Source organism: Methylobacterium sp. D54C (assembly GCF_053345595.1).
In genome coordinates, this window is sequence record NZ_JBKFAK010000007.1 from 28,468 (window position 1) to 54,916 (window position 26,449).

Sequence of the window (26,449 nt, forward strand, 5' to 3'; positions counted from 1 at the left end):
CTAAGAAGAAGCCTGTGGGCGGCAGGAGGAAGACGTATGCGGTGCGTTGCAGACAGAGTGGCCGGCCTCGTCCTGGCCGGGCTCGCAGCGGGAACCCTGGGGATGCTGCCGGCCTCCGCCGCGGCTCCGACCACCGCCCCGCCCGCGACCGACCTGAAGAGCGAGGGGCCGACGCAGCCGGCCAAGGTCCAGGACGGTCAGTACACCGACAAGAACGGTAACCCGACCTACCACGTCACGGACGGCGGCAAGATGGTCGACTGGTACACCATGTCCGGCTACGTCCGGTACAGCGCGAACTGCATGGCCTGCCACGGCCCCGACGGGCTGGGATCGACCTACGCGCCGTCGCTGGTCGACGCCCTCAAGGGCATGGACTACGCGCAGTTTGCCGGCATCGTCGTGGGCGGCAAGAGGGACGTGAACGCCTCGCAGGAGTTGGTGATGCCCGCCTTCGGCGAGAACAAGAACGTCACCTGCTACCTGCCGGACATTTACACCTATCTCCGCGCCCGCTCCGACGGGGCGCTCGGCCGCAACCGGCCGTCCGAGCACGAACCCAAGCCCGCGGCCTTCGAGAAGGCCGAGGATGCCTGCATGAAGTGAGGCCGCCCTGGTCCGGCTTCCCGCGCGAACCGGACCGGGTCGACACGCCCCGTTGCACCGCTCGATTGCGCACGACATACTCCGCCCAAGACGCTGAAGAGCGGGCGCCAAGCCTGCCGAGGGGGTCGCAGGGGGTGGAACGTGGCTCAAGGATCGGGAGTGCGCCGCCATCTGTGCGGCATCTGGACGGCCTGGACGGACGCGGCCGGGGCCGCCGACGCGGCCGCGGAGGTGGCGCTCGCGGTCGGTGACACCGCCCTGTCGCAGGTCGTCGCGTTCTTCTCCGCCGATTACGATGCCGAGATCCTGGCCCGTGCCCTGGAGACCCGGTTCCCCGGCGTGCCGGTGGCCGGCTGCTCGATGTCGGGCGGCATCGCCCCGGCCGGCGGCCTCGACCGCGGGCTCGTCGTCATCGCGTTCCCGGCCGAGCGGTTCCGGATCGTCTCGACCGTCCTCGACGCCATCGACCACCTCGACGTAGAGCGGACCGCCTCGGCGGTCCGGGCGCTGCGCCGGACCCTGGACCCGCTGGACCGGTGCCGCGATGTCGACGCGGCCGGCACGGGCCACCGCTTCGCCCTGTCGCTGATCGACGGGCTCGCCAACGCCGAGGAGACCGTGGTCTCGGCGATCGCCTGGGCGCTCGACGGCATCCCGATCGTCGGCGGCTCGGCCGGCGACGACCTGCGCTTCCGGGACGCCGTCATGCTCCACGGCGGGAAGATCCACCGCAAGGCGGCGGTCTTGGTGCTCGTCGAGACCGACTTCTCGGTGGAGATCTTCAAGAGCGACAATTTCGAGCCGACGCGGACCAAATTCGTGGTCACCGCCTCGGATGGCGAGCGCCGCACCGTGCACGAGCTCAACGCCGAGCCGGCGGCCCGGGAATACGCGATGGCGATCGGCCTCGACCCCGAGGGCCTGTCGCCGATGAGCTTCGCCGCCTACCCGCTCGCCGTGAAGGTCGGCGGCGAGTATTTCTGCCGCTCGATCCGGCGGATGAACGAGGACGGCTCGCTCAGCTTCTTCTGCGCGGTGGACGAGGGCGTGGTGCTGACCCTCGCCGAGCCGCGCGACATCGTCGCCTCGACCCGGGCGGAGTTGGCGCGCCTCGACGCCGTGCTCGGCGGCGTCGACCTGATCATCGGCTTCGAGTGCGTGCTCCGCCGCCTCGACGCCGAGAGCCGGCAGGTCCGGCACGGGATCGCCGACCTCTACCGCCGCTACAACGTCGTCGGCTTCGAGACCTTCGGCGAGCAGTACCGGGCGATGCACCTGAACCAGACCTTCACGGGCATCGCCATCGGCAAGACCCTCGCCGCGGGCGCGCCGGCCGCGGCCCCCGCCCCGGCCGCGTCGTGACCCTGCACCCGAACGGCCTCGAGACCGACGCGTCCCTGCACCGGCGGATCGAGAAGCTCGAGCGGATCAACGCCGCGCTGATGTCCCATGTCGAGCGCTCCATGGACCAGCGGGGCAGCGCCTACTCGCTGTTCCAGACGGCGATCATGCTCGAGGGCCGGGTCCGCACCCGCACCGAGGAGCTGACCGGGCTGATGCACCGGCTGGAGCGCTCCAACGAGGCGCTGGCCGCGGCCAAGGAGGAGGCCGAGACCGCCAACCGCTCGAAGACGCGGTTCCTGGCCGCGGCGAGCCACGACCTGCTGCAGCCGGTCAACGCCGCCCGCCTCTCGATCTCGGCGCTCGCCGACCTCGACGTGCCGCCGGAGGCGCGCACCATCGCCGGGCAGGTGGAGCGGGGCCTGCAGACCATCGAGGACCTGATCAAGACGCTGCTCGACATCTCGAAGCTCGATGCCGGGATCGTCCGGCCGCAGGTCCAGCCCGTCTTCCTGCCCGACCTGCTGGCGGGGATCGCGGAGAGCTTCGAACCCTTCGCGCAGCGCAAGGGCCTGCGCCTGTCGGTCCACTGCCCGGACCTGACCGTCACCAGCGACGTGGTGCTCCTTCAGCGGATCCTCCAGAACCTCGTCTCCAACGCCGTCCGCTACACCCGCACCGGCGGGATCGTCCTGGCGGCCCGGCGCCGGTCCGGCGGCGTCCGGATCGAAGTGACCGACACGGGCTGCGGCATCGCCGCCGAGGAATGCGAGCTCGTCTTCGACGAGTTCTTCCGGGGCGGCGACCGGCCGAGCAGCGGCGAGGAGCCGGGCCTCGGCCTCGGCCTGTCGATCGTCCGCCGCATGGCCCTCGCCCTCGATCATCCCCTGCGGCTGCGCTCCCGGGTCGGCCACGGCACCCGGGTGTCGCTGACGCTGCCCCTGAGCGCGGTCCCGGCCGCCGCCGCGCCGCCCGCCCCGGTGGCGACCCGGCTCTCGGGGGCCCACGTCCTCGTCGTGGAGAACGACGCCTCCACGGCCGACGCCCTCGCGCGCCTCCTCCAGAACTGGGATGCAAGGGTCTCGACCTTCCGCGACCTCGCGGGCGTGAAGGCCGCCGTCGCGGCGGGCGCCGGGGCGCCGGACATCCTGGTGCTCGACTACCATCTCGACGACGGCGCCTGCGGCCTCGACGTGGCCGCCTATCTCCGGGCGCTGCGGACCGACCCGCTTCCGGTCATCGTCACCACAGCCGACCATACCGGCGCGGTCGAGGAGCGCGTCACCGCCGCCGGCGCGGAGCTCGTGCACAAGCCGATCAAGCCGGCCCAGCTCCGCTCCCTGCTGACCTACATGCTGGCCTGAGCCCGATCGGGCGCCGCGACGCGCCGGATCCGAGCCGCGGGCGTCCGCGGCGAACACTCCCGTCCGCGCCGTGACATAGGACACACGGCACCCCTCGACGGGCCTCCCCGCCTGCGCGACAGGGAGCAGCATCCGCGGCGCGTCCCGTGCCCGGATGTCCCCCCGCCATCGACGTCACGGACCCGCCGGGACGCCGCAGGAGCGCGCACCCATGGCGCAGGTCCCGCACGGCCCGACAGGCAGCCCGCCGGGTCATCCTCAGGGCACCGCGCAGGGGTCCGTCCAGGACGGCCTGCCGCCGCGCGAGCGCGTCCTCGCCATGGCGGCGATCGGGCTCGCCATGACCATGGCGGTCCTCGACGGGGCCATCGTCAACGTGGCGCTGCCCGTCATGGCCAAGGACCTCGCGGTCCGGCCGGCCGACGCGATCTTCGTGGTCAACGCCTACCAGGTCGCCGTCACGGCGAGCCTCCTGCCGTTCGCGGCCCTCGGCGACATCTTCGGCTTCCGGAAAGTCTACCTGCCGGGGCTCGCGCTGTTCGTCGCCGCGTCGCTCGCCTGCGCGGTCGCGCCGAACCTGCCGATGCTGATCGCGGCGCGCATCGTCCAGGGCCTCGGTGGCGCGGCGATCATGAGCGTGAATATCGGCTTCGTGCGCTTCATCTACCCGCACCGGATGATCGGCCAGGGGGTCGCCAACGTCGCGCTGGTGGTGGCGGTGGCCTCGGCCGCCGGCCCGACCGTGGCGGCGGCGATCCTGTCGGTGGCGACCTGGCCCTGGCTGTTCCTCGTGAACATCCCCGTGGGCCTGCTGGCCCTGGCGGTGGCGTCCCGGACCCTGCCGGTCACACCGGCGAGCGGCCGCCCCTTCGACCTCGCGAGCGCGGTGCTCAACGCGCTGACCTTCGGCCTGCTGATCATCGGGATCGACGGTCTCGGCGATCCGGAGGCGCGCGGGGTCGCCATCGTCGAGCTCGCCGCCGCCCTGGTCATCGCCGCGGTGTTCGTGCGGCGCCAGATCCGGCTGCCCGCCCCGCTCCTGCCGGTCGACCTGCTGCGGATCCCCGCCTTCGCCCTGTCGATGGCGACGTCCGTCGCCTCGTTCTGCGCCCAGATGGTCTCCTACGTGGCGCTGCCCTTCTACTTCCAGGACGTGCTGCACCTCTCCAGCACCCAGACCGGCTTCCTGCTCACCCCCTGGCCGATCGCGGTCGCCGCGATGGCGCCGATCTCCGGCCGCCTCGCGGACCGCTACCCGCCCGGCATCCTCGGCGGCGTCGGGCTGGCCATGATGGCCGCCGGGCTCGTCAGCGTGACGCTCCTGCCCGCGGCCCCCGCCACCCTCGACATCGTCTGGAGGCTCACCCTGTGCGGCCTCGGCTTCGGCCTGTTCCAGTCGCCCAACAACAAGGTCATCGTCACCTCGGCGCCGCGCGAGCGGGCCGGCGGGGCGAGCGGGATGCAGTCGACGGCGCGGCTCACCGGGCAGTCGCTCGGCGCGGCCCTGGTGGCGGTGATCTTCGGCCTGACGCACGGGCTCGGGGCCGAGCGGGCCGTCACCATCTCGCTCTCCTGCGCGGTGGCGCTCTCGGTGATCGGCGGCTGCGCCAGCGTCCTGCGGCGGAGTCGGAGCGGCTAGACCGACCCCGTATGCCACCGCGGGCGCGGGACCGCGTTGACGCGACGAGTCACGTGCAGGAGCGTCCCATGGATCTCGATCTCTCCGGCCGGAAGGCCCTGGTCACCGGCTCGACCGGCGGCATCGGCTACGCCATCGCCAAGGAACTCCTCGATCTCGGCGCCGAGGTCGGCATCAACGGCCGCACGCCCGAGCGCGTCGAGGCCGCGCTGGCGAAGCTGCGGGGCGAGGTGCGGGCCGGCCGCGCCTTCGCGGCTCCGGGGGATGTCGCGACCGCGGACGGCGTGTCCGCGCTCGTCCAGGGGCTGCCGGTCGTGGATATCCTGGTCAACAACACCGGGATCTTCGAGCCGAAGCCGTTCTTCGAGATCCCGGATGCCGACTGGCAGCGCTTCTTCGACGTCAACGTGATGAGCGGCGTGCGCCTGTCCCGGGCCTACACGCCCGGCATGGCGGAGCGCGGCTGGGGCCGGGTGATCTTCATCTCCAGCGAGTCCGGGATCAACACGCCGACCGAGATGGTCCATTACGGAATGACCAAGACCGCGCAGCTCGCGATCTCCCGCGGGCTCGCCCAGACGGTCGCCGGCAGCGGCGTGACGGTCAACAGCGTCCTGCCCGGCCCGACCCTGTCGGAGGGCGTCGCGGAGTTCATGACGCAGATGGCCGGCGGCGCGGCCGACGCCGACCTCGAGGCCATGGGCCGCCTGTTCGTCGCGGAGCACCGGCCCTCCTCGCTGATCCGGCGCCTCGCGCGGGTGGAGGAGGTGGCGAACCTCGTCGCCTATCTCTGCAGCCCGGCCGCGAGCGCCACCACCGGCGCAGCTCTGCGGGTCGACGGCGGTGTCCTGCAGGGCGTCGCCTAGGATCAGGCAGGGCCCGACCCCGGGATTAGGACCGGTCCGGGCATCACCCGCCGGTCTCGGAAGCGGTGGCCCGGTCGACCAACCCGCGGGCGCGAGACCGCGATGCCCGGCGAGAGCGCGCGAGGAAACCCGGGATCCAGACCCGTGGGATCCGGACCTGTGGACGCGCCCCGCTCCGCGGATCGCCCGAGCCCGCCGGGTTGACCGGCGGCTCTGGATACCGGGCTTTCGCCCGCGGCGCGCCGCGCCATGTCGGCCGGTCGTCCGGCCCGACTGGAGCGTCGCGGAGGCACCTAGAGCCGTCGGCCCAGACGAGACGCCGGACTTGGCTCTAGGTCGTGATCAGGCCTTCAGGTGGGCGGCGAGATGCTTGTTCATCTCGAACATGGAGCACTTGTCCTTGCCGAAGACCTTCTTGAGCTTGTCGTCGGCAACGATCTCGCGCTTGTTCTGCGGGTTCTGAAGATTGTTCTTCTTGATGTAGTCCCAAACCTTGCTGACCACCTCGCCGCGGGGCAGCGGGCTGGTGCCGACGATGGCGCCGAGCTCGGCCGACGGCTTCAGCGGCTGCTGCAGAGCGTTGGGCTTGGTGCCGGCCGACTTGGCGGCAGCCGGCTTCGCAGCCTTCGCCGGGGCGGCCTTCTCCGCAGTCTTGGTGGTCTTGGCCGCCTTCGGCGCAGCCTTCTCGGTCTTTGTGGCCATAAACTTCCTCCGGTTCTCGGGCCGCAGGCCGGGGCATGATCGCCCCACGGCCGAGCCAGCATAGCAGCAACTAAGCGGTGCCGCCGCCGTTCCAAGGGGAAATTGCCTTTGCAGCCCCCTCATCCACAAGGCACGCACGAGAATCCCCTGTGGGATCGCCCGATCGACGCCGTGGTGAAGATTATTCGGTCCGATGCCGGGCGCGAAACCTGCTCTTAACAATCCTGCGCGCGAAGTACAGACATGTTCGCCCCGGCCCTCACGCTCGCGCTCCTGCTCGCCACCGGACTGGTCACCGGTCTCGGGTTAGTGATCCGCGCGGAGACGACGGCCTCCGGCACCGCGCCGGGGCGCGGACTGATCTGAGCGACCCGGGATTGCCGCGCGGGTCCGCCGGGTGCATCAGCCCGACCGCATGACCGACCCGATCACCCTCGCGAGCCTGGAAGGGACTGCCCACGTCGTCCAGGTGGCGCTCAGCCCCGTCTTCCTGCTGTCGGGCATCGCGACGCTCCTCAACGTCTTCGGGGCCCGCCTCGCGCGCGTGGCGGACCAGGCCGACCACGTCTCCGGATTGCTGGCGGGGGCCGGCGACGCCGAGCGCGTCCGCCTCGGTCAGCGCCTGGACCGCCTTCACCGGCGCTCCCTCGCGCTCGACGCCGCAGTGTTCCTGGCCGCGCTCGGCGGCGTGGCGACCTGCGGCTCGGTGCTGACGCTGTTCGTGGGCGCGCTGCGCGACAGCACGGTCGCGACCCTGCTGTTCGGCCTGTTCGGCGCGGCGATCCTGTGCACGCTGTGCGCCCTCGTGGCCTTCGGCTTCGAGATGCTGCTGGCGAACCGCTCGGTCCGCGACCGGATCAACCAGCGGCGGGCGAGCGCCGGCATGCCGCCCGACCGCTGAGCGCTCGGTGCGGGTCCGGACCCCGCGCCCCGCCGGCGGAACCGGTCCCGACCGGCGCGCTTAGTGAGCCGAGGGACCGCCGCGCGGGCACGACCCCGCGCGCGAACCGGGAGAGATCATGCCGACGGACCTGCCCAACGAGCGCACCCTGAGAAAGCCCGGCACGCTGGAGCTCGACCCCGCCGCCGGCGAAGGCGTCGCCATCGACGAGACGCCGCGTCTGATCGCGTCCAACAGGGTCGAGGGCACCGCCGTCTACGACCGCAGCGGCCGCCACCTCGGCGCTATCCACAATTTCATGGTGGACAAGATCTCCGGACAGGTCGCCTACGCGGTTCTGGCCTTCGGAGGCTTCCTCGGGCTCGGCGAGACCCACCACCCGCTGCCCTGGAAGGCGCTGAGCTACAGCACTGAACTCGGCGGCTACGTGGTCGATTTCGAGCCCGGCGTGCTCGCGGAGGCGCCGAGCCAGGCGGCCGGTTAGGCCTGGCTCGTCGACCCGGGCTGTCAGGCGCGGATCATCCCGCGTCGCGGCGCGCGGACGCCCCGCTGCGGAGCGGGCCCCGGGACGTGCCGGCTCAGAACTTCCCGCCGAGGCCGACGCTGCCACCCGGCGACAGCATCGGGCCCATCGAGCCGCTGCCGCCGCTGCCGCCGACGGCCGCGTTGCCGCCGTCGAGATCCTCGCGCCGGATGCGGCGCTCGCCGCTGTCGGCCGTCCGCGTGGCGCCGCCGGCGGTCTTGGGAATCGCGAGCTGCCTCGTCGGCGCCGTCTGGAGAGGCTGACCGTCGGCATCGACCGCGGCGTTGCGCGGCTCGCGGTTCGGCAACGAACCGCGCAGCGACGGCGGCAGCCCGACCTCCGTCGCCGGCATCACGCCTCCGCCTCCGCCGAGCGCCTGACAGCCGGCCACGAGACCGGACAGGGCAGCACCGAGCGCGAGGCCGCGCGCTGCCGCGCATCGCGACGTGGTGAGGGTCGACATCGTGTAGTCCTCGACAGTGGCCACGGTGCCATCCGCGGCTCGCGTGGGTTTATGCGCGGTTGTCTACGCTGGGGATGCGGCGAAAACCAGACAGCGCCGCGGGACGCCGGGGGATGACGCCGCCCCCTCGGACCGTGCGGGCGCCCCGCGCGGCCCGAGCCTTGCTGCGAGGCCGCCGCGGTCCATAACTTCGCCCAGGTCCTGCGGCACGACGCCATCCGCGGGCGGGATCCTGCCGGCGGCGGACCCGGAACCGGCCGAATGCGGTCGTGGACGCGCCGGCACGCCGGCGCGGCCCGGCCTTTCCTCAGAGGACGAAGCGTGTTCAGAACCAACCGGATGATCGCGGCCGTGACGCTCGCCCTCTGGGCGTCGGGGGCCGCGGCGCAGGCCCAGGTGAGCGGCAGCGAGGGTCCTGCCGGTCAGGCCGCGCCGCAGAGTCCGGCCGCGCCGCCATCCGCACCGCCGGCCCAGACGCCTGCCCAGACTCCGGGCCAGACGCCGGCCCCGGTACCGGCCCCGACGCCACCGCCCGCGGCGACCCCGGCCGCCCCGCCCGCCAGCCCGCCGGCTGCCGCGGGCGCGCCGCCCTCCGCGGCCCAGGCTCAGCAGCAGGGGACACCCGCCACCGTCCTCGACACGCAGGATTACGAGAGCCTGCTCGGCCGCAGCGTGCGCAGCGCCGGCGGCGACGAGCTCGGGCGCGTCATCGACATCATCATCGACAAGGAGGGTCATCCCCGCGCCGCCATCATCGATTTCGGCGGCTTTCTCGGTGTGGGAACCCGCAAGATCGCCGTGGACTGGCGCGCCCTGCGCTTCACGCCGGACGGCGGGAAGGAGCGCAAGCTGTCGGTCGCGCTGACCCGCAATCAGGTCCGCGTCTCCCCGGAATACAAGGCCGGCGAGCCGATCGTGGTCCTGGGCCCCGCCAGCCCGGCCGCGCCCGCGGCCGAGGGCGAGCAGGCGGCCGCGCCGACGGCGGGCTCCGCGACGCCGCCGCAGTCGGCCCCGGCCCCGGCCGCGCCGGCGCCCGGCAACGCAGCCTCGGGCGCCGCGGCGCCGGCCGCCGCGACCCCGCCGACCCCCGCCGCGCCTGTGCCCGCGCCCGCGCCCGCCCCGCCCCCGGAGAAGGCACCGGATAAGTGACGGTGGCCCGGTTGAAGGTCAGAACCGCCGCCGCCCCCCGCGAGCGCGACGTGCCCCGGCAGGACATCCGTTCCCGTCCGACCCGCCTGAAGGATCAGGCGGCCGAGGCCGCGCGCGCGCCGGCAGCGTCGGCGGTCCACGGCGAACGCGCGATCTCCTCGGCGAGCCGCTACGGCCTCGACGCCTTCGCGTTCTTCGTCGCGAACCTGCAGACCGGGTTCGGCCCGTTCCTGGCGGTCTACTTCTCGCAGGCCAAGTGGACCCAGTCCGACATCGGCTTCGCCCTGACGGTGGGCAGCCTCGTGGCGCTCCTCGGCCAGGTGCCGGGTGGCGCCTTCGTCGACGTCGTGCGCTCGAAGCGCTTCGCCGCCGCCGTGGCGGTCATCGGGATCGCCGGCAGCGCCTTCGCGCTGGCGGTCTGGCCGAGCTTCCTGATCGTGCTCCTGGCGATGGCGCTCCACTCGGCCGCGAGCTGCGTGCTGACGCCGGCCATCGCGGCGATCAGCATCGGCCTGGTCGGGCGCGCCCGGGCCGGCGAGCGCCTTGGCCGGAACGCGAGCTTCGCCGCCCTCGGCAACGCCCTCGGCGCGGCCGGCATGGGCGCCATCGGCTACTACCTGTCGAACGGCGCCGTCTTCTACCTCACCGCCGCCCTCGGGATCCCGACGGTGATCGCGCTGGCGCGCATCCGCGCCCAGGACATCGATCCGGGCGTGTTCAAGGAGCCGGCCCAGGCGGCGGCGGCCTCGACGGCGCCCGCGTCCGGCCAGGACGGCATCCGCGCGCTCCTGACCAACCGCGGCCTCCTGTGCTTCGCGGCCTGCATGGTGCTGTTCTTCCTCGCCAACGCCGCGATGCTGCCCCTCGTCGGCAGCGTCCTGACCCTGCGGGCGAGCGAGACCGCGACCGCGTTGGTGGCGGCCTGCATCATGGTCCCGCAGGCCGTCCTCGCGGTCAGCGCCCCGGCGGTCGGCCGGGCCGCCGAGCGTTTCGGCCGCTACCCGGTGCTGCTGTTCGGCTTCGGCGCCCTCCCGGTCCGCGGCCTGCTGCTCGCCTACACGACTAACCCCTACGGCCTCGTCGCCATCCAGGTGCTCGACGGGATCTCGGCCTCGGTGCTGGGCGTGATGGTACCGCTGATCGTGTCGGACCTCACCCGCGGCACCGGCCGCTTCAACCTCGCCCTCGGTGCGGTCGGGACCGCCATGGGCATCGGCGCGGCCCTCTCGACCTCGCTCGCCGGCATCATGGCCGACCATCTCGGCAGCCACAGCGCCTTCCTGGGGCTCGCGGTCGTCGGCTTCGCGGCCTTCATGCTGGTGGCGCTGATCATGCCGGAGACGCGCCAGCCGGAGCGCGCGGCCTGACCCGGCGCGGCATCGGATTCGCTTGGGTGTTTCCAAGCCGCTCAAGCGGCGTTCAGGTTCTGCGGATAAAAGCGCGACGAAGGTGCGAGCCGGTGAAACATATGGCAACGCTCTCGCGTTGCCGCTGCGGGTCAGACTGCGCCCGCGCTGCACTCCGCCTCAGCCCGTAAGCCAAAGCCGCGCGAATACGGAATGGTCACCGCGATGGAAGAGCTGCACCGATACGCCGACAGGCCCTTCGCCTTCGTCGGACGGTATCTCCGGCGCCGCTGGCTGCCGCACCTGGTCATCCTGATCTCGGTGCTCGGCGCCGTCGGCTTCTCGGTCTCCACCGACTACGCCCTGAAGGGCGTGGTCGACGCGCTGACGAAGGGTCCCGGCCCCGACAACACCGTGATCTGGGGCGCCCTGGCGGTCCTGATCGCCTTCATCGCCGCCGACAACATGCTCTGGCGCGTGGCCGCGCTGACCGGCGCCTTCACCTTCGTGGGCATCACGGGCGACATCCGGCGCGACCTGTTCCGGCACCTGACCGGCCACTCCCCGACCTTCTTCTCCGACCGCCAGCCGGGCACCCTGGCGTCGCGGATCACGGCGACCTCGAACGCGATCTTCACGGTCGAGAACATGTTCGTGTTCAACGTGATGCCGCCGACGGTCGCGGCCTTCGGGTCGATCGCCTACATCGCCACCGTCAACCTCACCATGGCGGGCATCCTGGCGGGCGTGTTCGCCGCCGTCGTCGTGCTGATGTTCAAGATGGCCGCGGCCGGCAAGCCGCTGCACCACGACTTCGCCGCCAAGGCCGCCTCCGTCGACGGCGAGATGGTCGACCTCGTCGGCAACATGTCGCTCGTGCGCGCCTTCTCGGCGTTCAAGCGGGAGGGCCAGCGCTTCGAGGGCACCGTCGCCACCGAGATGCGCGCCCGCCGCTCGTCCCTGCTCTACCTCGAGAAGCTGCGCATCGTGCACGCGGTGCTCACCGTGCTCGCCGTGTTCGGCCTGCTCTACTGGGCGATCCAGATGTGGGAGGCCGGCCAGGCGACGAACGGTCAGGTGGTCCTCGTCTGCACGCTCGGCATCCGCATCCTCGCCGCGACCCGCGACCTCGCGGTGGCGCTGGTCGACGCGACCCAGCACACCGCCCGCCTCTCCGAGGCGCTGCACACCCTGCTCCAGCCCCACGACCTCGTGGACCATCCGGAGGCGCAGCCGCTCAGCGGCCAGGGCGCCAAGATCGAGTTCGAGCACGTCGCGTTCAGCTATCCGGACGGGCGCCCCGTCTTCACCGACTTCGACCTCGTCATCGAGCCCGGCCAGCGCGTCGGCCTCGTGGGCAGGTCGGGCGGCGGCAAGTCGACCCTGTTCTCGCTGATCCAGCGCTTCTACGACGTGCAGAGCGGCGCGATCCGCATCAACGGCCAGAACATCGAGCGCGTCACGCAGGAATCCCTGCGGGAGGCCATCACGGTCGTGCCGCAGGACGTCTCGATGTTCCACCGCTCCCTGCGTGAGAACATCCGCTACGGCCGGCCCGAGGCGACCGACGAGGAGGTCTGGCAGGCGGCCGAGGCGGCGCACTGCACCGACTTCATCAAGGCCCTGCCGGAAGGCTTCGACACGATCGTGGGCGATCGCGGCGTGAAGCTCTCGGGCGGCCAGCGCCAGCGCATCGCCATCGCCCGGGCGATCCTGAAGAACTCGCCGATCCTGCTGCTCGACGAGGCGACCTCGGCGCTCGACGCCGAATCCGAGCAGGCGATCCGTCACGCCCTCGCCAACCTGATGAAGGGCCGGACCGTCATCGCGATTGCGCACCGCCTCTCGACGCTGCAGGATTTCGACCGGATCGTCGTGCTCGACGGCGGCCGCATCGCGCAGGACGGCTCGCCCGACAAGCTGACCCATCTCGACGGCTTCTTCCGGGAGCTGATGAAGAAAGAATCCATGGCGATGGCGCTCGCCGCCGCGTGATGATCCTTCTCGCCGAGCGGACGCACCGCAGCTGTCTTTGCGAGCGCAGCGAAGCAATCCAGTGAGGCACGCGATGCCCGAGCGTGGCGCATCCCTGGGTCGCTGCGCTCGCGATGACGGTGCGGATCGAGTGACGGCCCGGCGGCCGGCGCACGCCGGCCGATCGTCGCGCGGGCACAGCCGCTCCGGTTCCCACGCCCGCCCGGCACTGCTAGATCACCGCGCGGCCGGACCGGACCTTGCATCGCCTGAGACGTCGCGAACCGGCCCGGTTCCGACGCAACGCGACGCCCGAGCCCGACCGTGCCCGACCTTGCCCACGTCATCCGGGAGATCTCCGAGGAGATGGCCCAGCGCCCCGACCGGGGCGCGGTCGCGGACTACATCCCAGAGCTCGCCCGGGTCGATCCCGGCCAGTTCGGCCTGGCGGTGATCGACGCCGAGGGGCAGGTCTTCACCGGCGGCGACAGCGAGACGCCGTTCTCGATCCAGAGCGTGTCGAAGGTGTTCACGCTCACTCTCGCCCTCGGAATGGTCGGCGACCGCCTCTGGAAACGGGTCGGCCGCGAGCCCTCGGGCAATCCGTTCAATTCCATCGTGCAGCTGGAGCGGGAGCGCGGCGTGCCGCGCAATCCCTTCATCAACGCGGGCGCGATCGCGGTCACCGACGTGATCCTCTCGGGCCACGAGCCCCGCGAGGCGCTGGGCGAGATCCTGCGCTTCATGCAGTTCCTGGCCCAGGATTCCAGCATCACCATCGACGAGACGGTGGCGGCTTCGGAGAAGCGCACGGGCTTCCGCAACACCGCGCTGGCCAACTACATGAAGTCGTTCGGCGTCCTCGACAATCCGGTCGACTACACGCTCGGCGTCTACTTCCACCACTGCGCCATCGCGATGAACTGCCGCCAGCTCGCGCGGGCCGGCCGGTTCCTGGCGCATAACGGCGTCAACCCGTCGACCGGCCACTCGGTGGTCTCGGCCGAGCGCGCGCGCCGCATCAACGCGATCATGCTGACCTGCGGCCACTACGACGGGTCGGGCGAGTTCGCCTACCGCGTCGGCCTGCCGGGCAAGAGCGGGGTCGGCGGCAGCATCCTGGCGATCGCGCCCGGCAAGGCGTCCATCGCCGTCTGGTCGCCCGGCCTCGACGCGGCGGGCAATTCCCATCTCGGCCGCATCGCCCTGGAGCGGCTGACGCAGCGCATGGGCTGGTCCGTCTTCGGCGCCTGACGGCTCCGCCGCGCGGCCCGCGTCGCGCCCCCTTGCGCGCTGCACGCTTCCGCGGCACTGCGCCGGCGGGGCGCCGCGGCGCCGAGACGAGGCTCACCGGCATGGCGACGCGTACGGCAGTCCGGGCTTCCGACGAAGGTCTCGATCCCGGCGCCATCCTGGCCCGCCTCGACCGGCTTCCGGCGACGCCGTCGGTCTGGCGCCTCGTGGTGCTGCTCGGCCTCGGCTTCTTCTTCGAGCTCTACGACCTGCTGTTCACCGGCTACGTCGCGCCGGGCCTCGTCAAGGCCGGGATCCTCACGCCGACGACCCCGGGCCTGTTCGGCGCCAGCGGCGTCGCGAGCTTCGTGGCGGCCCTCTTCACCGGCCTGTTCATCGGCACCATCGCCTGCGGCTGGCTCGCCGACCGGTTCGGCCGGCGGGCGATCTTCACGTGGTCGCTGCTGTCCTACACCGCCGCCAACGTGGTGATGGCCTGCCAGAGCGACGCCTTCGGCCTCAATCTCTGGCGCCTGATCGCGGGGATCGGCCTCGGCCTGGAGATGGTGACGATCGGCAGCTACCTGTCCGAGCTGGTGCCGAAGGCGATCCGGGGCCGGGCCTTCGCCCTGTGCCAGGGCATCGGCTTCACCGCCGTGCCGGTCGTGGCGTTCCTGTCCTACCTGCTGATCCCGGCGGCACCCCTCGGCATCGACGGGTGGCGCTGGGTGGTGCTGATCGGCGCCTCGGCGGCGATCGTGGTCTGGTGGATGCGGGCGGGCCTGCCGGAGAGCCCGCGCTGGCTCGTCGAGCACGGCCGTCTGGCGGAGGCCGAGGCGGTCCTGCGGCGGCTGGAGGCGCGGATCGCGGCCGAGCACGGCGGCGCGCTTCCCGCACCGGCCGCGCCGGAGCCGGTGCAGCCGCGCGGCGCGTTCCGCGACATGTGGGTCCAGCCCTACCGGCGCCGCGCCCTGATGATGGCGGGGTTCAACGTCTTCCAGACGGTCGGCTTCTACGGCTTCGCCAACTGGGTGCCGACCCTCCTGGTGGCCCAGGGCATCACGGTGACGTCGAGCCTCGCCTACACGGCGCTGATCGCGCTCGCCGCCCCGGTCGGGCCCCTGATCGGCCTCGCCATCGCCGACCGGTTCGAGCGCAAGCACGTCATCGTGGCCGCCGCCCTCCTCTACATCGCCTGCGGCCTGGCCTTCGCGCAGACGCGGGACGTCACCGTCATCGTGGCGCTCGGCATCGGCCTGACGCTGGCCTCGAACGTGATGTCGTACAGCTTCCACGCCTATCAGGCCGAGCTGTTCCCCACGGGCATCCGGGCCCGGGCGGTCGGCTTCGTCTATTCCTGGAGCCGCTTCTCGGCGATCTTCACCGGCTTCGTCATCGCGTTCGTGCTGCGGGAGGCCGGGACGCCGGGCGTGTTCCTGTTCATCTCGGCGGCGATGCTGGCCGCGGGCCTGCTCGTCGGGCTGCTGGGGCCCCGGACGCGGGACGTCGCGCTGGAGAAGATCGCGGGGTGAGGCCCGTGAGGAGCACAGCTCCCGGCAAGCCGAATCCGTGCTAACCTCGGGCATGGTCGCTCAGCCGAGATCCCGGATGACGGTCGACGAGTTTCTCGCCTGGGCCGAGGGGCAGCCGGGGCGCTTCGAGCTGGTCGATGGCGAGGTGTTCGCGATGTCGCCGGAGCGCGTTCGGCATGCCGAGGTCAAGGCGGCCACCTATCTGGCGCTCCGGTCCGCACTGAAGCAAGCGGGGAGCGCCTGCTACGCGCTGCCGGATGGCATCAGTGTTCGCGTCGATCGGGATACGGTCTTCGAGCCCGACGCCCTCGTTTACTGCGGGATGCGCGCTGACCCCGATGCGACCGAGATCACCGATCCCGTCATCGTCGTCGAGGTTCAGTCGCCGGGCACACGCGCGGTGGACTCGGGCCTGAAATTGACCCGCTACTTCGGTCTGGAGAGCGTCATCCACTATCTGATCGTGGATCCGGTGAAGCGTCTCGTCATCCATCACCGCCGCGCGCAGGGCGGCCTGATCGAGACCCGCATCGCGATCCGGGAGACGCTGGACCTGACGCCCCCCGGCCTGCGCCTGCCCGTGCCGGAGCTGTTCGCCGACCTCGCGCCCGCCGACGACGGCGCTTGATCCGATCCGAGGCGGATGCCACAGCGGCGCGAACGCGAATCAGGACGCCCGGATGACTGCACCCCTCGATCTCCTCGTGCTCGGCAACGCGATCGTCGACGTGATCGCCCGCACGGACGACGCCTTCCTGTCGGCGCAGGGCGTCACCAAGGGCGCGATGCAGCTCATCGACGAGCCGCGGGCCGAGGCGCTGTTCCAGGCGATGGGACCGGCGACGATCGTGTCGGGCGGCTCGGGCGCCAACACCGCGGTCGGCGCGGCGCTCCTCGGGGCCAAGACCGGCTTCGTCGGCAAGGTCCGGAACGACGAGCTCGGCGGCCTGTTCAGCCACGACCTCAAGGCGACCGGCGTCGACTTCGCCGTCCCGGCCGCCGCCGAGGGGCCGGCCACCGCCCGGTGCTTCGTGCTCGTGACGCCGGACGGCGAGCGCACGATGAACACCTATCTCGGCGCCTGCCAGGGCCTGTCGCCCGACGACGTCGACAAGGCGCTCGTGAGCGCGGCCCGCGTCGTCTATCTCGAGGGCTACCTGTGGGATCCGCCGGCCGCCAAGGACGCGTTCCGCAAGGCCGCGCAGCTCGCCCATCAGGCGGGCAACGCCGTCGCGCTGACCCTCTCGGACGCGTTCTGCGTGGGCCGCTACCGCGACGAGTTCCTCGGCCTCGTGCGGGACGGCAGCATCGACATCCTGTTCGCCAACATGGCCGAGCTGCAGAGCCTCTACGAGACCGAGGATCCCGAGGCCGCCGTGGCGGCCCTGCGCGACGAGCGCAACGCCCGCGGCCGGCACCTGCTCGGCCTCGTCACGCGCTCGGCCGACGGCGCCCTGGTGGTTCAGGGCGGCGAGGTCCGGGCCGTCGAGGCGAGCCCGGTCCAGACCGTGGTCGACACGACCGGCGCGGGCGACCTGTTCGCGGCCGGCTTCCTGGCCGGGCACGCCCGCGGGCTCGACAACGTCGCCAGCGCCCGCCTGGGCACGCTCGCGGCCGCCGAGGTCATCCAGCACATCGGCGCCCGCCCGCAGGCGGACCTGGTCGGCCTGGCCAAGGCGCGCGGGCTCCTCTGAGCCGGCGCGCCGGGCGCGCGGTCGGAGATCCGCGTCCGCGCCGATCCGGCGCGCTCAGGCCGCGCGGACGGTCGCGAGGAAGCGCGTCACCTCGTCCCTGAGGTGGCCGGACCGGTTCGACAGCTCCGAGGCTGCCGTGAGAACCTGATCGGCCGCCGCTCCGGTCCCCTTCGCCGCGTCGGCGACGCCCGTGATGGTGCTGGTGACGTCCGCTGCCCCCTGGGCGGCCTGGGAGACGTTGCGGACGATCTCCTGCGTCGCGGCGCCCTGCTGCTCCACGGCGCCGGCGATCCGCGTCGCCACCGCGCTGAGTTCCTGGACCCGACCGCCGATGCGTCCGATCGCCGTGACGGCGTCGCCGGTGGAAGACTGGATCCGGGCGACGTGGCCGCCGATCTCGTCGGTTGCCCGCGCGGTCTGACCGGCCAGTTCCTTCACCTCCGCGGCCACGACGGCGAAGCCGCGGCCCGCCGCGCCGGCCCGCGCCGCCTCGATCGTGGCGTTCAGCGCGAGGAGATTCGTCTGCTCGGCGATGGTCGAGATCAGGGTCACGACATGACCGATCTGGATCGCCGCCCCGTTCAGCTCTTGGACCAGATGCGCGGTCGCCTCCGCGTCCGCGACCGCCGACTGTGTCAGTTCCGTCGAACCCGCGACCTGGCGGCCGATCTCCTGGACGGAGGCGCCGAGCTCCTCGGCCGCCGCCGCCGCGACGCTGACGGTGCTGGCGGCGCGTTCGGCCGCGCTCGCCACCCGGATGGAGCGATCGGCGGTGTCGGCGGCTGCCTCGTTCATGGCCGAGGCCGTGTCCTGCAGCGCGGCGACGGCGGCCGAGACCGTGCCGATGATGCCGCCGACCGTGCCCTCGAAGGCGTCGGCGATCCGGTGCATGCCGCTCCGCCGCTCCGCCTCGGCCGTGGCGCGGGCCTGTGCGGCGTCGTGCTCGAGCGTGCGCGCCCGGATCAGGCCGTCCTTGAAGACCTGGACGGACGCCGCCATGACGCCGATCTCGTCCCCGCGCTCGGAACCGCCGACGGCCGCGTCGAGGTCGTCGGCCGCGAGCCGACCCATGGTTCCGGCCAGGGACCGGATCGGGCGGGCGACCCGGTGCCAGACCCACCAGACCGCCGCGCCGGTCATGAGCAACCCGATGACCGCGAGCGCGACGGTGACGGACCACGCCGTCCGGAACGCGTCCTCGGAGCGCTGGACCGAGACGTTCGTGCCCTCGGCGGTGACCTGGGCCAGATCCGCCAGGGCATCGAAGGCGGCCACGAGCGGCGGGCGGGCGGGCGCGATGGCGTCGCGGGCCGCGTTCCGGTCGCCGCGCCTGAGCGGGGCGAGGATCGCCTCCTGGGCGGTGCGATAGACCTTCCACCGCCCCTCGAACGCGTCCCAGAGCGCGCGCTCCCGGGGCGTCGTCGCGCGCGCGCGGTAGCTCTGGAAGGCCTCGGGGATGGACCGATCCATCTCGACGAACTCGGCATCGAGGTCCCGGTTCTCACCGTCGTCGACGGCGACCACCTTGCGGATCGTCGTCGTGTGGTACCGCAGCATCAGGAATCGAATCGTATGGAGATCGTTGTCCTTGCGCACCCAGACGTCGCGGGTCTCCACGGCGGCGGCGTTGATGGCCTGTATCTGCATCAAGCCGACGGCCGAGCTTGCCAGAAACAGCAGAAAGCCGACGATCGAGGGCAGTATCAGCTTCGATACGATACTTCTTCGCAGTCTCATCTCGGGTACCACAGAGGACGACACCGTCGCGTCGGGATGCATGAAGATGAAAGACAGATTTTTCCGCAACCTCTACTGCGGCAGCGATCTGCGCCGCAGATCGGCGCGGAACGCATAGCGCGTCGCCCGCCGACTCCGCGCCGCGGGTCGCGCGCCGATCCGGGCTGAAGCGGGCGGCCGCGCCCCGGGTCAGGGCCGCAGGAGAACCTTGCCCACCGCCGCGCGGCGGGTCAGGAGGCCGAAGGCCTCCGGGTACTCCGCCAGCGGGTAGACGCCGTGGACCTGCGCGGTGAGCCTGCCCGCGGCGACCCAGTCGAGGAGCCGGCGCTGATCGGCCCGGTGCGCCTCCGGCTCCCGGTCCAGGAAGGCGCCCCAGTGGACGCCCTGCACGTCGAGTTCCTTGAGGAGCATCAGGTTCAGCGGCAGCCGCGGGATGGCGCCGGCGGCGAAGCCGATCACGAGGAAGCGCCCGCGCCAGCCGAGCGCCCGCAGGGCCGGCTCCGCGTAGGCGTCGCCGACCGCGTCGTAGACCACGTCGATCCCGCCGCCCGAGATCCGGCGCAGCTCGTCCTTGAGCGTCGCCGGATCGTAGACGACGCCCGCCTCGGCGCCGTGGGCGCGGGCGACCGATAGCTTCTCCTCCGAGGAGGCGCAGGCGATCACCCGGGCGCCCATCAGCCGGCCGAGCTCGACGGCGGCGAGGCCGACGCCCCCGGAGGCGCCGAGGACCGCCAGCCACTCGCCGGGCCGCAGGCGCGCGCGGTTCGCCAGGGCGTGGAGCGAGGTGCCGTAGGTGATGGTCAGCCCGGCCGCCTGCTCGTCCGGCACGGCGTCCGGCACCGGCGTGAGCCGGGCGGCGTCGAGGGCGATCAGCTCCGCGCAGCAGCCGTGCCCGGCATGGACGATCACCCGTTCGCCCACGGACACGCCCGCGGCGCCCTCGCCCAGCGCCTCGACCACGCCGACCCCCTCGCCGCCCGGCGAGAACGGCAGGGTCGGCTTCACCTGGTAGCGCCCGGCGGTGATCAGCGTGTCGAAGAAGTTCAGGGCCGCCAGCCGCATCCGCACCAGCGCCTGCCCGGGGCCCGGCACCGGGTCGGGCCGCTCGACGATCTCCAGATGCTCCGGCCCGTCGAGCCTCGTGCACAGCAGCGCCCGCATGGCGTCCCTCCTCCCCGGCGTGTCCCGGCCGATCAGGCCCGAACCGACCGTGCGGTCAAGCCGTTCCGATCATCTCGCGGATGCGGGCGCCCAGCACCTCCACCACGAACGGCTTGGTGATGACCTGCATCCCGGCCTCGAGGGGCCCGTTGCCGAAGACCGCGCTCTCGGCGTAGCCGGTGACGAACAGGACCTTGAGGCCCGGGCGCGTGAGCCGCCCGGCCTCGGCCATCTGGCGCCCGTTCATGCCCCCCGGCAATCCGATGTCGGACACCAGCAGGTCGATGCGCACGTCGGATTGCAGCACTTTGAGGCCGGCCGCGCTGTCGGCGGCCTCGATCGCCGTGTAGCCGAGATCCTCCAGCACCTCGGTGACCAGCATGCGCACGGTCGGCTCGTCGTCGACCACCAGCACGGTCTCGCCCGGCGCGGCCCGCGGCGGCGCGCCGACGGCGGCGTGCGCGTCCTCCTCGGCGACCGCGCCGCGGTGTCGGGGCAGGTACAGGCAGACCGTCGTGCCCCTGCCGACCTCCGAGTGGATCCGCACCTGGCCGCCCGATTGCTGCGCGAAGCCGTAGATCATCGACAGGCCGAGGCCGGTGCCCTGCCCCAGGGGCTTCGTGGTGAAGAACGGCTCGAACACCTTGCCGACGATCTCCGGCGCCATGCCGCTGCCGGTGTCGGTGACGCACAGCGACAGGTACTGGCCCGGCGGCATGTCCTGGCGCCGGGCGGCGCGCTCGTCGAGCCACGCATTGGCGGTCTCGATCGCGATGCGGCCGCCCTCCGGCATCGCGTCCCGGGCGTTGATGCACAGGTTGAGGAGTGCGTTCTCGAGCTGCGGCGGGTCGACCAGGGCCGGCCAGAGGCCGGGCGGCGCCACGACCTCGACTACCACGGCGGGGCCCACGGTGCGGCGGATCAGCTCCTCCATGCCGGCCACCAGCCGGTTCACGTCGGTGGGCTTCGGGTCGAGGGTCTGGCGACGCGAGAAGGCGAGCAGCCGGTGGGTCAGCGCCGCGGCCCGTTTCGAAGCCCCCTGCGCGGCGCTGATGTAGCGGTCGACGTCCATGACGCGGCCCTGGCCGAGCCGGGTCTGGATCAGCTCCAGCGAGCCGGAGATGCCGGCGAGCAGGTTGTTGAAGTCGTGGGCGATGCCGCCGGTCAGCTGGCCGACCGCCTCCATCTTCTGCGACTGGCGCAGGGCCTCCTCGGCGGCGGCCAGGGCGTCGGCGCGCTCGCGCTCCGCGGTGAAGTCGCGGCCGACGGCGTTGATGACGCCCTCCCCGGGCCGGGCCGCCCAGCTGATCCAGCGATAGCCGCCGTCCCGGTGGCGGTAGCGGTTGTCGAAGCGCGCGAGGCTCGACCCCGCGGAGAGCTGGCGCGCGCCCTCGACGGTGCGGTCGAGATCGTCCGGGTGGACGAAGGCGATGAGCTTCGTTCCGATCAGCTCGTCCGGGCGCCAGCCCAGCACCTCGGTCCACGCTGGGTTCACCGCGGTGATCGTCCCGTCGAACAGGCAGCGCAGCATCATGTCGGACGAGAGCGTCCACAGGGCGTTGCGGTCGGCCGTGCGCTCCTCGACCTGGTGCGCCAGGGTCGCGTTCAGGTCGCGCAGCTCCGCGAGCGCCGCCTCGAGCCGGCCCTGGCTCTCCTTGAGGGCGGCGTCCGCGAGGACCCGGCCGGTGGTCTCGTTGGTGAGGATGAACAGGCCGGCGACCCGGCCCTCGGCGTCGAGAACCCGCGAGTACGAGAAGGTCCACCACGTCTCGCGCGCGCCGCGGTCGGTGTCGAGCTGCCACGGCAGATCGACGAAGCGCTCCGGGCGGCCCGCCATGGCGGCGTCGATGATCGGTTTGGCCTGATCCCAGGCATCGGCCCAGACCACGTCGAACCGCTCGCCCATCGCCCAGGGCAGCCGCGGGCCGAGCAGCGGGAAGTAGGTGTCGTTGAAGAAGAAGTGGAGGTCGGGCCCCCAGGCCAGGATCATCGATTCCGGCGAGTTGAGGACGAGCGACAGGGCCGCGCGGAACTCCGCCGGCCATGTCTCCGGAAGCCCCAGGGGATGACCCGACCAGTCGCGCGCGCGGATCATGCGCGCGGCCTCGCCGCCGCCGGAGAGGAAGGGGAAGGGGTCGGTCACGGGCTCTGAGCGATGCAGGTCATGGGCGTACGGCGTATGACCGTCTTCGGCGGCATCTCCAAGCTGCCCGGTCGCGGTTCGACGACGTCGTCTCAGCGCGCCGCCGTCCTCGCGAGCGGAGCGAAGCGACCCAGGGCTACGGGACGTCGGAAAGCGCGGCGCCGACGGGATCGCCTCGCTCCGCTCGCGAAGACGGCCGGCTGAGCCTCGGTCCGACCCGTCAATGCGCCTCCTGCCAGTTGCCCGCCGCGTTGGCCTCGACCACCAGCGGCACCTTCAGGGTCAGGGCCGGCGCCGGCGCCTCCTCCATGACGCCGCGGATGATCGGGATCGTCCGCTCCACCTCGTCCTCGGCCGCCTCGAACACCAGCTCGTCGTGCACCTGCAGCAGCATGCGCGCCCTGAGCTTCTTCGCGGCGAGGGCCGCCTCCATCCGCGTCATGGCCCGCCGGATGATGTCGGCGGCCGAGCCCTGGATCGGCGCGTTGATCGCCTGCCGCTCGACGCTGGCGCGCTCGGAGGGGTTGTTGGAGCGGATCTGCGGGTAGTGGCACACCCGGCCGAACAGGGTCGTGACGTAGCCCTTGTCGCGGCAGCTCTTCTTGGTGGTCTCGATGTAGTCCCGGATGCCCGGGAACTGCTCGAAATACTGCTTGATGAACGCCGAGGCCTCCTCGCGGCCGATGCCGAGCCGGTCGGCGAGGCCGAAGGCCGAGATGCCGTAGATGATGCCGAAGTTGATGGTCTTCGCCCGGCGCCGCAGATCGGGGGTCATCGCATTGAGCGGCACGCCGAACATCGCCGAGGCGGTCGCCGCGTGGATGTCGATCCCGTCCTCGAACGCCTTCCGGAGCTCCGGGATGTCGGCCATGTGGGCCAGCAGCCGCAGCTCGATCTGCGAGTAGTCGGCCGAGATCAGCCGGTTCCCGGGCGCGGCCACGAAGGCGCGGCGGATCCGGCGACCCTCCTCGGTGCGGATCGGGATGTTCTGCAGGTTCGGCTCGGAGGAGGACAGCCGCCCCGTGGTGGTCGCCGCCAGCGAGAACGAGGTGTGGACCCGCGCCGTCTCGCGGTCGGCATGGGCCTGGAGCGCGTCCGTGTAGGTGGATTTCAGCTTCGAGAGCTGCCGCCATTCCAGGATCTTCTTGGGCAGCTCGTGGCCCGCCTGGGCCAGCTCCTCCAGCAGGGTCGCGGGCGTGGCCCACTGGCCCGACGGCGTCTTCTTGGCCCCCGGCAGACCCATCTTCCCGAACAGGATGTCGCCGATCTGCTTCGGCGAGCCGACGGAGAATTTCTCGCCGGCATCTTCCTGGATCTCCTCCTCCAGGCGGACGAGGATCTGCGAGAAATCTCCGGACAGGCGGCTCAGCATCTCCCGGTCGACGCGGATGCCGCGCTGCTCCATCCGGGCGATCACCGGCAGCAGGGGCCGCTCCAGGGTCTCGTAGACGGCGACCCGGTGCTCGGCCACGAGGCGCGGCTTCATCATCCGCCACAGGCGCAGGGTCACGTCGGCGTCCTCGGCCGCGTAGGCAGTGGCCTTGTCGATGGCGACGCGGTCGAACGTCACCTTGTTGCGGCCGGTGCCGGCCACGTCCGAGAAGGTGATCGGCTGGTGGCCGAGATGCCGGCGGGCCAGCTCGTCCATGCCGTGGCCGCCCTTGCCGGCGTCGAGCACGTACGAGATCAGCATCGTGTCGTCGAACGGCGCGACCTCGATGCCGTAGCGGGCGAGCACCACCCAGTCGTACTTGAGGTTCTGGCCGACCTTCAGGACGCCGGGGTGCTCGAGGAGCGGCTTCAGCCGGGCGACGGCCTCCTTCAGGGGGATCTGGCCCGGCACCGGCTCGACCACGTCGGAGGGCGCGGCGCCCTCGCCGAACAGGTCGGTGGCGTCCGCCTGCACCTTGGCGGCCTGGACGTGGGCGAGCGGGATGTAGCAGGCCCGGCCGGTGGCGACGGCCAGCGAGACGCCGACGAGGCCGGCCCTGTGGGCATCGAGCGAGTCGGTCTCGGTATCGACCGCGATCACGCCGGCCTCCTCGGCCTCGGCGATCCAGGCGTCGAGCTGCTCCAGCGACGAGACCGTCTCGTAGGCGGCGGTGTCGAACGGCGCCACGGATTCCGCGGCCCGTGCCGCCACCACGTTGCCGGGCGTCGCCTCGACGGGCGCCCGGGGCTTGGCGGGCGCGTCCGGCAGGTCGAGATCGGCGAAGGGATCGATCTCGCCGCCCTCCGGCGGGGCGGCGCCCGGCGGTCGCTCGGCCCCGGCGGCCGCGGTCTCGGGATCCGGCGGCACGGAATCGCCGAAGAACGGCACCGCGTCGCTGCCGCCGGCGGCGTTGCCGTAGCCGTGCGGCCGGGCGCCCGGCAGGAGCCGCGGATCGGGCTTCACCGCCTCGGGATCGACGTGCAGCATCTGGGCGATGCGGCGCGTCAGCGTGTTGAACTCCATCGCCTTCAGGAAGCCGACCAGCTTCTCGGGATTGGGCTGAGGCACGCCGAGGTCGTCCAGCGGCACCGGGACCGGTACGTCCTCCATCAGCGCCACGAGCCTGCGCGACAGCTTGGCCTGATCGACGTTGGCGAGCAGCGTCTCCCGCCGCTTGGGCTGCTTGATCTCGCCCGCCCGCTCCAGCAGGGCCTCGAGGCTGCCGAACTCCTTGATCAGCGCCGCGGCCGTCTTCAGGCCGATGCCGGGCACGCCCGGCACGTTGTCGGAGGTGTCGCCGATGAGCGCCAGCGCGTCGCCGATCTGGTTCGGCTGCAGGCCCTCCCACTTGGCGACGATCGCCTCGACGTCGAGGTTGCGCTCGGGCCGGTAGCCGGGCTTGCCCTTGGCGCCCGACTCGAAATCGTAGAACCGCACCTGCGGCCCGACGAGCTGCATCAGGTCTTTGTCGGACGAGACGATGATGACGCCCGCGCCCCGCGCCTCGGCCTGGCGGGTGTAGGTGGCGATGAGATCGTCGGCCTCGTAGCGCTCCAGCTCCACCGCGTGCAGGCCGAAGGCGCGCACCGCGTCGCGCATCAGCGGCATCTGGCGCTTCAGGTCGTCGGGCGCGTCCGGGCGGTGGCCCTTGTAGTCGGGGAACATCTCCTTGCGGAACGAGCCCTCCGACTTGTCGAAGACGATCCCGAGATGGCTCGGCATGGTGCCGGCGGCGCCGTCCTGCAGGAACTGCGCGATCTTGGTGCAGAACAGCCGCACGGCGCCGGTGGGCAGCCCGTCGGAGGGGCGCGAATTGTACTTCTGGTCCTGGTTGATCGACTGGAAATAGGCCCGGAAGATGAAGGACGAGCCGTCGACCAGGATCACCTGATCGCCGGGTCCGACGGGCTTGGTCTCGGGGCTCGAGTCGGGCTTCGAGTCGGTCATGGGCTCAGGCGGCTCGGGGCGATCAGGAGTCGGGCGCGCGCGCGATTTCGGCGCGGCAGGCCGCGACGAGAACGGGCAAGCGCTCGTGGACGGTCCGCCAGACGATGTCCAGCTTGACGCCATGGTAGCCGTGACGAAAGACGTTTCCGATGGAGGCGATGTCGCGCCACGGCACATCCGGATGGCGCTCGCGCATCGCGTCGGTCAGCCGTCGGCTCGCCTCCGAGACGATCTCCAGGCAGCGGACGACCGCGTAGTTGGTCCGCAGGTCCGCCACGAAGGCCTCGAACGACATGCCGGCGACGAAGCGCTGAGCGGCATCGGCGTTGTCGATGATGTCCTCGCAGGCGGCGAGCGCCCGTTCAGAAGGCGGAAACCGCATCGTGCTCGGCCCGCTGACGGACGCGCGGCTTCAGGCTTTCCCGGTCGGCCACGTCGACCGGAACCGGGAACAGTTCGTCGATGAAGCGGCACAGGCCGGCATAGGTGAAAAGGTCGCGCACGCGCTCCCGGTCGATCTCGATCATCACGTCGAGATCGCTGTCAGCCTGCGCGTCGCCCCGGGCAACCGAACCGAACAAGGCCGCGTGCAGCACGCCGCGGCGGCGCAGTTCCGCCTCGTTGGCGCGCAGGATGTCGAGGGCGGCGAGCTTGTCCATGGCGGCGGGACCGGAGGGAATCGGCAGCCGCCAGCAT

Annotated in this window: 22 protein-coding genes and 1 pseudogene; 15 read left to right on the forward strand and 8 right to left on the reverse strand. The window is 72.0% G+C overall.

Features of this window, described 5'->3' with window-relative positions:
• The first annotated feature begins 36 nt into the window (after positions 1–36).
• From ACLBYB_RS16240 to ACLBYB_RS16260, 5 genes are all read left to right on the forward strand, one after another.
• Entirely contained in the window at positions 37–606 is a 570-nt protein-coding gene (locus ACLBYB_RS16240; RefSeq protein ID WP_026604819.1) for a c-type cytochrome, methanol metabolism-related, read from the forward strand.
• A 159-nt stretch (positions 607–765) separates the two neighbouring features.
• Complete coding sequence (locus tag ACLBYB_RS16245; protein ID WP_020092512.1) at positions 766–1,968, forward strand: FIST signal transduction protein; 1,203 nt, start codon at positions 766–768, stop codon at positions 1,966–1,968.
• Positions 1,965–3,311 (forward strand): ATP-binding response regulator, encoded by a 1,347-nt coding sequence (locus tag ACLBYB_RS16250; RefSeq protein ID WP_447699389.1) that lies wholly within the window; start codon positions 1,965–1,967, stop codon positions 3,309–3,311. Before ACLBYB_RS16245 ends, ACLBYB_RS16250 begins: the two co-directional genes overlap by 4 nt.
• Positions 3,312–3,522: 211 nt before the next feature.
• Positions 3,523–4,950, forward strand: a complete 1,428-nt coding sequence (locus ACLBYB_RS16255; RefSeq protein WP_447699390.1) for an MFS transporter — start codon at positions 3,523–3,525, stop codon at positions 4,948–4,950.
• A gap of 68 nt (positions 4,951–5,018) precedes the next feature.
• Positions 5,019–5,816 carry an SDR family NAD(P)-dependent oxidoreductase gene (locus ACLBYB_RS16260; protein WP_447699391.1) on the forward strand — a complete coding sequence of 266 codons (798 nt, stop codon included), beginning with the start codon at positions 5,019–5,021 and terminating at the stop codon, positions 5,814–5,816.
• 342 nt (positions 5,817–6,158) lie between these two features.
• Here ACLBYB_RS16260 and ACLBYB_RS16265 read toward each other — a convergent pair whose 3' ends face one another.
• The gene (locus tag ACLBYB_RS16265; RefSeq protein WP_012320460.1) at positions 6,159–6,518 is read right to left on the reverse strand and encodes an SWIB/MDM2 domain-containing protein; all 360 of its coding nucleotides are present in this window, start codon (positions 6,516–6,518) and stop codon (positions 6,159–6,161) included.
• A 243-nt stretch (positions 6,519–6,761) separates the two neighbouring features.
• Here ACLBYB_RS16265 and ACLBYB_RS16270 point away from each other — a divergent pair, with 243 nt between their 5' ends.
• From ACLBYB_RS16270 to ACLBYB_RS16280, 3 genes and pseudogenes are all read left to right on the forward strand, one after another.
• Entirely contained in the window at positions 6,762–6,884 is a 123-nt protein-coding gene (locus tag ACLBYB_RS16270; RefSeq protein WP_020092516.1) for a hypothetical protein, read from the forward strand.
• Between the two features lie 49 nt (positions 6,885–6,933).
• The gene (locus ACLBYB_RS16275; RefSeq protein WP_042669689.1) at positions 6,934–7,419 is read left to right on the forward strand and encodes a DUF2721 domain-containing protein; all 486 of its coding nucleotides are present in this window, start codon (positions 6,934–6,936) and stop codon (positions 7,417–7,419) included.
• Between the two features lie 118 nt (positions 7,420–7,537).
• Positions 7,538–7,900: pseudogene (locus ACLBYB_RS16280) on the forward strand (PRC-barrel domain-containing protein); the annotation flags it as partial.
• Positions 7,901–7,997: 97 nt separating this feature from the next.
• Here ACLBYB_RS16280 and ACLBYB_RS16285 read toward each other — a convergent pair.
• Positions 7,998–8,405 (reverse strand): hypothetical protein, encoded by a 408-nt coding sequence (locus ACLBYB_RS16285; protein ID WP_026604823.1) that lies wholly within the window; start codon positions 8,403–8,405, stop codon positions 7,998–8,000.
• Between the two features lie 339 nt (positions 8,406–8,744).
• Between ACLBYB_RS16285 and ACLBYB_RS16290 the strand changes: the two genes are divergently transcribed.
• From ACLBYB_RS16290 to ACLBYB_RS16320, 7 genes are all read left to right on the forward strand, one after another.
• Complete coding sequence (locus ACLBYB_RS16290) at positions 8,745–9,554, forward strand: PRC-barrel domain-containing protein (RefSeq protein ID WP_056526906.1); 810 nt, start codon at positions 8,745–8,747, stop codon at positions 9,552–9,554.
• Complete coding sequence (locus ACLBYB_RS16295; protein ID WP_447699392.1) at positions 9,551–10,921, forward strand: MFS transporter; 1,371 nt, start codon at positions 9,551–9,553, stop codon at positions 10,919–10,921. Before ACLBYB_RS16290 ends, ACLBYB_RS16295 begins: the two co-directional genes overlap by 4 nt.
• Before the next feature lie 204 nt (positions 10,922–11,125).
• Complete coding sequence (locus ACLBYB_RS16300; protein WP_026604824.1) at positions 11,126–12,895, forward strand: ABC transporter ATP-binding protein; 1,770 nt, start codon at positions 11,126–11,128, stop codon at positions 12,893–12,895.
• 303 nt (positions 12,896–13,198) lie between these two features.
• Entirely contained in the window at positions 13,199–14,128 is a 930-nt protein-coding gene (locus ACLBYB_RS16305) for a glutaminase (RefSeq protein WP_020092523.1), read from the forward strand.
• A 101-nt stretch (positions 14,129–14,229) separates the two neighbouring features.
• Positions 14,230–15,639 (forward strand): MFS transporter, encoded by a 1,410-nt coding sequence (locus ACLBYB_RS16310; RefSeq protein ID WP_447699393.1) that lies wholly within the window; start codon positions 14,230–14,232, stop codon positions 15,637–15,639.
• A 76-nt stretch (positions 15,640–15,715) separates the two neighbouring features.
• Positions 15,716–16,267: a Uma2 family endonuclease gene (locus ACLBYB_RS16315; RefSeq protein ID WP_447699394.1), complete on the forward strand. Its 552-nt coding sequence runs from the start codon at positions 15,716–15,718 to the stop codon at positions 16,265–16,267.
• Between the two features lie 52 nt (positions 16,268–16,319).
• Positions 16,320–17,333 carry an adenosine kinase gene (locus ACLBYB_RS16320; RefSeq protein WP_447699395.1) on the forward strand — a complete coding sequence of 338 codons (1,014 nt, stop codon included), beginning with the start codon at positions 16,320–16,322 and terminating at the stop codon, positions 17,331–17,333.
• Positions 17,334–17,387: 54 nt separating this feature from the next.
• Here the strand turns inward: ACLBYB_RS16320 and ACLBYB_RS16325 are convergent, their stop codons facing one another.
• The 6 genes from ACLBYB_RS16325 to ACLBYB_RS16350 all read right to left on the reverse strand — a co-directional run bounded on the left by ACLBYB_RS16325 (position 17,388) and on the right by ACLBYB_RS16350 (position 26,412).
• Positions 17,388–19,070 (reverse strand): methyl-accepting chemotaxis protein, encoded by a 1,683-nt coding sequence (locus tag ACLBYB_RS16325; protein WP_447699396.1) that lies wholly within the window; start codon positions 19,068–19,070, stop codon positions 17,388–17,390.
• Between the two features lie 189 nt (positions 19,071–19,259).
• The gene (locus tag ACLBYB_RS16330) at positions 19,260–20,231 is read right to left on the reverse strand and encodes an NADPH:quinone oxidoreductase family protein (protein WP_020092528.1); all 972 of its coding nucleotides are present in this window, start codon (positions 20,229–20,231) and stop codon (positions 19,260–19,262) included.
• 55 nt (positions 20,232–20,286) lie between these two features.
• Positions 20,287–22,374 carry an ATP-binding protein gene (locus tag ACLBYB_RS16335; protein ID WP_447699397.1) on the reverse strand — a complete coding sequence of 696 codons (2,088 nt, stop codon included), beginning with the start codon at positions 22,372–22,374 and terminating at the stop codon, positions 20,287–20,289.
• 220 nt (positions 22,375–22,594) lie between these two features.
• Positions 22,595–25,753, reverse strand: coding sequence for a DNA polymerase I (polA, locus tag ACLBYB_RS16340; RefSeq protein ID WP_447699398.1), 3,159 nt, complete (start codon positions 25,751–25,753; stop codon positions 22,595–22,597).
• 22 nt (positions 25,754–25,775) lie between these two features.
• On the reverse strand, positions 25,776–26,135 hold the full coding sequence (locus ACLBYB_RS16345; RefSeq protein ID WP_427508707.1) for a HepT-like ribonuclease domain-containing protein: 360 nt from the start codon (positions 26,133–26,135) through the stop codon (positions 25,776–25,778).
• Positions 26,116–26,412, reverse strand: a complete 297-nt coding sequence (locus ACLBYB_RS16350; protein ID WP_100251448.1) for a nucleotidyltransferase family protein — start codon at positions 26,410–26,412, stop codon at positions 26,116–26,118. The genes ACLBYB_RS16345 and ACLBYB_RS16350 overlap by 20 nt, the downstream gene beginning before the upstream one ends.
• Positions 26,413–26,449 lie beyond the last annotated feature (37 nt).

Bases quoted from the DNA above. Each gene is read 5' to 3' on its own strand.
- ACLBYB_RS16240 (WP_026604819.1), top strand. From the start codon at position 37: ATGCGGTGCGTTGCAGACAGAGTGGCCGGCCTCGTCCTGGCCGGGCTC.
- ACLBYB_RS16255 (WP_447699390.1), top strand. From the start codon at position 3,523: ATGGCGCAGGTCCCGCACGGCCCGACAGGCAGCCCGCCGGGTCATCCT.
- ACLBYB_RS16260 (WP_447699391.1), top strand. From the start codon at position 5,019: ATGGATCTCGATCTCTCCGGCCGGAAGGCCCTGGTCACCGGCTCGACC.
- ACLBYB_RS16265 (WP_012320460.1), bottom strand. From the start codon at position 6,518: ATGGCCACAAAGACCGAGAAGGCTGCGCCGAAGGCGGCCAAGACCACC.
- ACLBYB_RS16270 (WP_020092516.1), top strand. From the start codon at position 6,762: ATGTTCGCCCCGGCCCTCACGCTCGCGCTCCTGCTCGCCACCGGACTG.
- ACLBYB_RS16275 (WP_042669689.1), top strand. From the start codon at position 6,934: ATGACCGACCCGATCACCCTCGCGAGCCTGGAAGGGACTGCCCACGTC.
- ACLBYB_RS16285 (WP_026604823.1), bottom strand. From the start codon at position 8,405: ATGTCGACCCTCACCACGTCGCGATGCGCGGCAGCGCGCGGCCTCGCG.
- ACLBYB_RS16290 (WP_056526906.1), top strand. From the start codon at position 8,745: ATGATCGCGGCCGTGACGCTCGCCCTCTGGGCGTCGGGGGCCGCGGCG.
- ACLBYB_RS16300 (WP_026604824.1), top strand. From the start codon at position 11,126: ATGGAAGAGCTGCACCGATACGCCGACAGGCCCTTCGCCTTCGTCGGA.
- ACLBYB_RS16310 (WP_447699393.1), top strand. From the start codon at position 14,230: ATGGCGACGCGTACGGCAGTCCGGGCTTCCGACGAAGGTCTCGATCCC.
- ACLBYB_RS16315 (WP_447699394.1), top strand. From the start codon at position 15,716: ATGACGGTCGACGAGTTTCTCGCCTGGGCCGAGGGGCAGCCGGGGCGC.
- ACLBYB_RS16320 (WP_447699395.1), top strand. From the start codon at position 16,320: ATGACTGCACCCCTCGATCTCCTCGTGCTCGGCAACGCGATCGTCGAC.
- ACLBYB_RS16325 (WP_447699396.1), bottom strand. From the start codon at position 19,070: ATGAGACTGCGAAGAAGTATCGTATCGAAGCTGATACTGCCCTCGATC.
- ACLBYB_RS16330 (WP_020092528.1), bottom strand. From the start codon at position 20,231: ATGCGGGCGCTGCTGTGCACGAGGCTCGACGGGCCGGAGCATCTGGAG.
- polA (WP_447699398.1), bottom strand. From the start codon at position 25,753: ATGACCGACTCGAAGCCCGACTCGAGCCCCGAGACCAAGCCCGTCGGA.
- ACLBYB_RS16345 (WP_427508707.1), bottom strand. From the start codon at position 26,135: ATGCGGTTTCCGCCTTCTGAACGGGCGCTCGCCGCCTGCGAGGACATC.
- ACLBYB_RS16350 (WP_100251448.1), bottom strand. From the start codon at position 26,412: ATGGACAAGCTCGCCGCCCTCGACATCCTGCGCGCCAACGAGGCGGAA.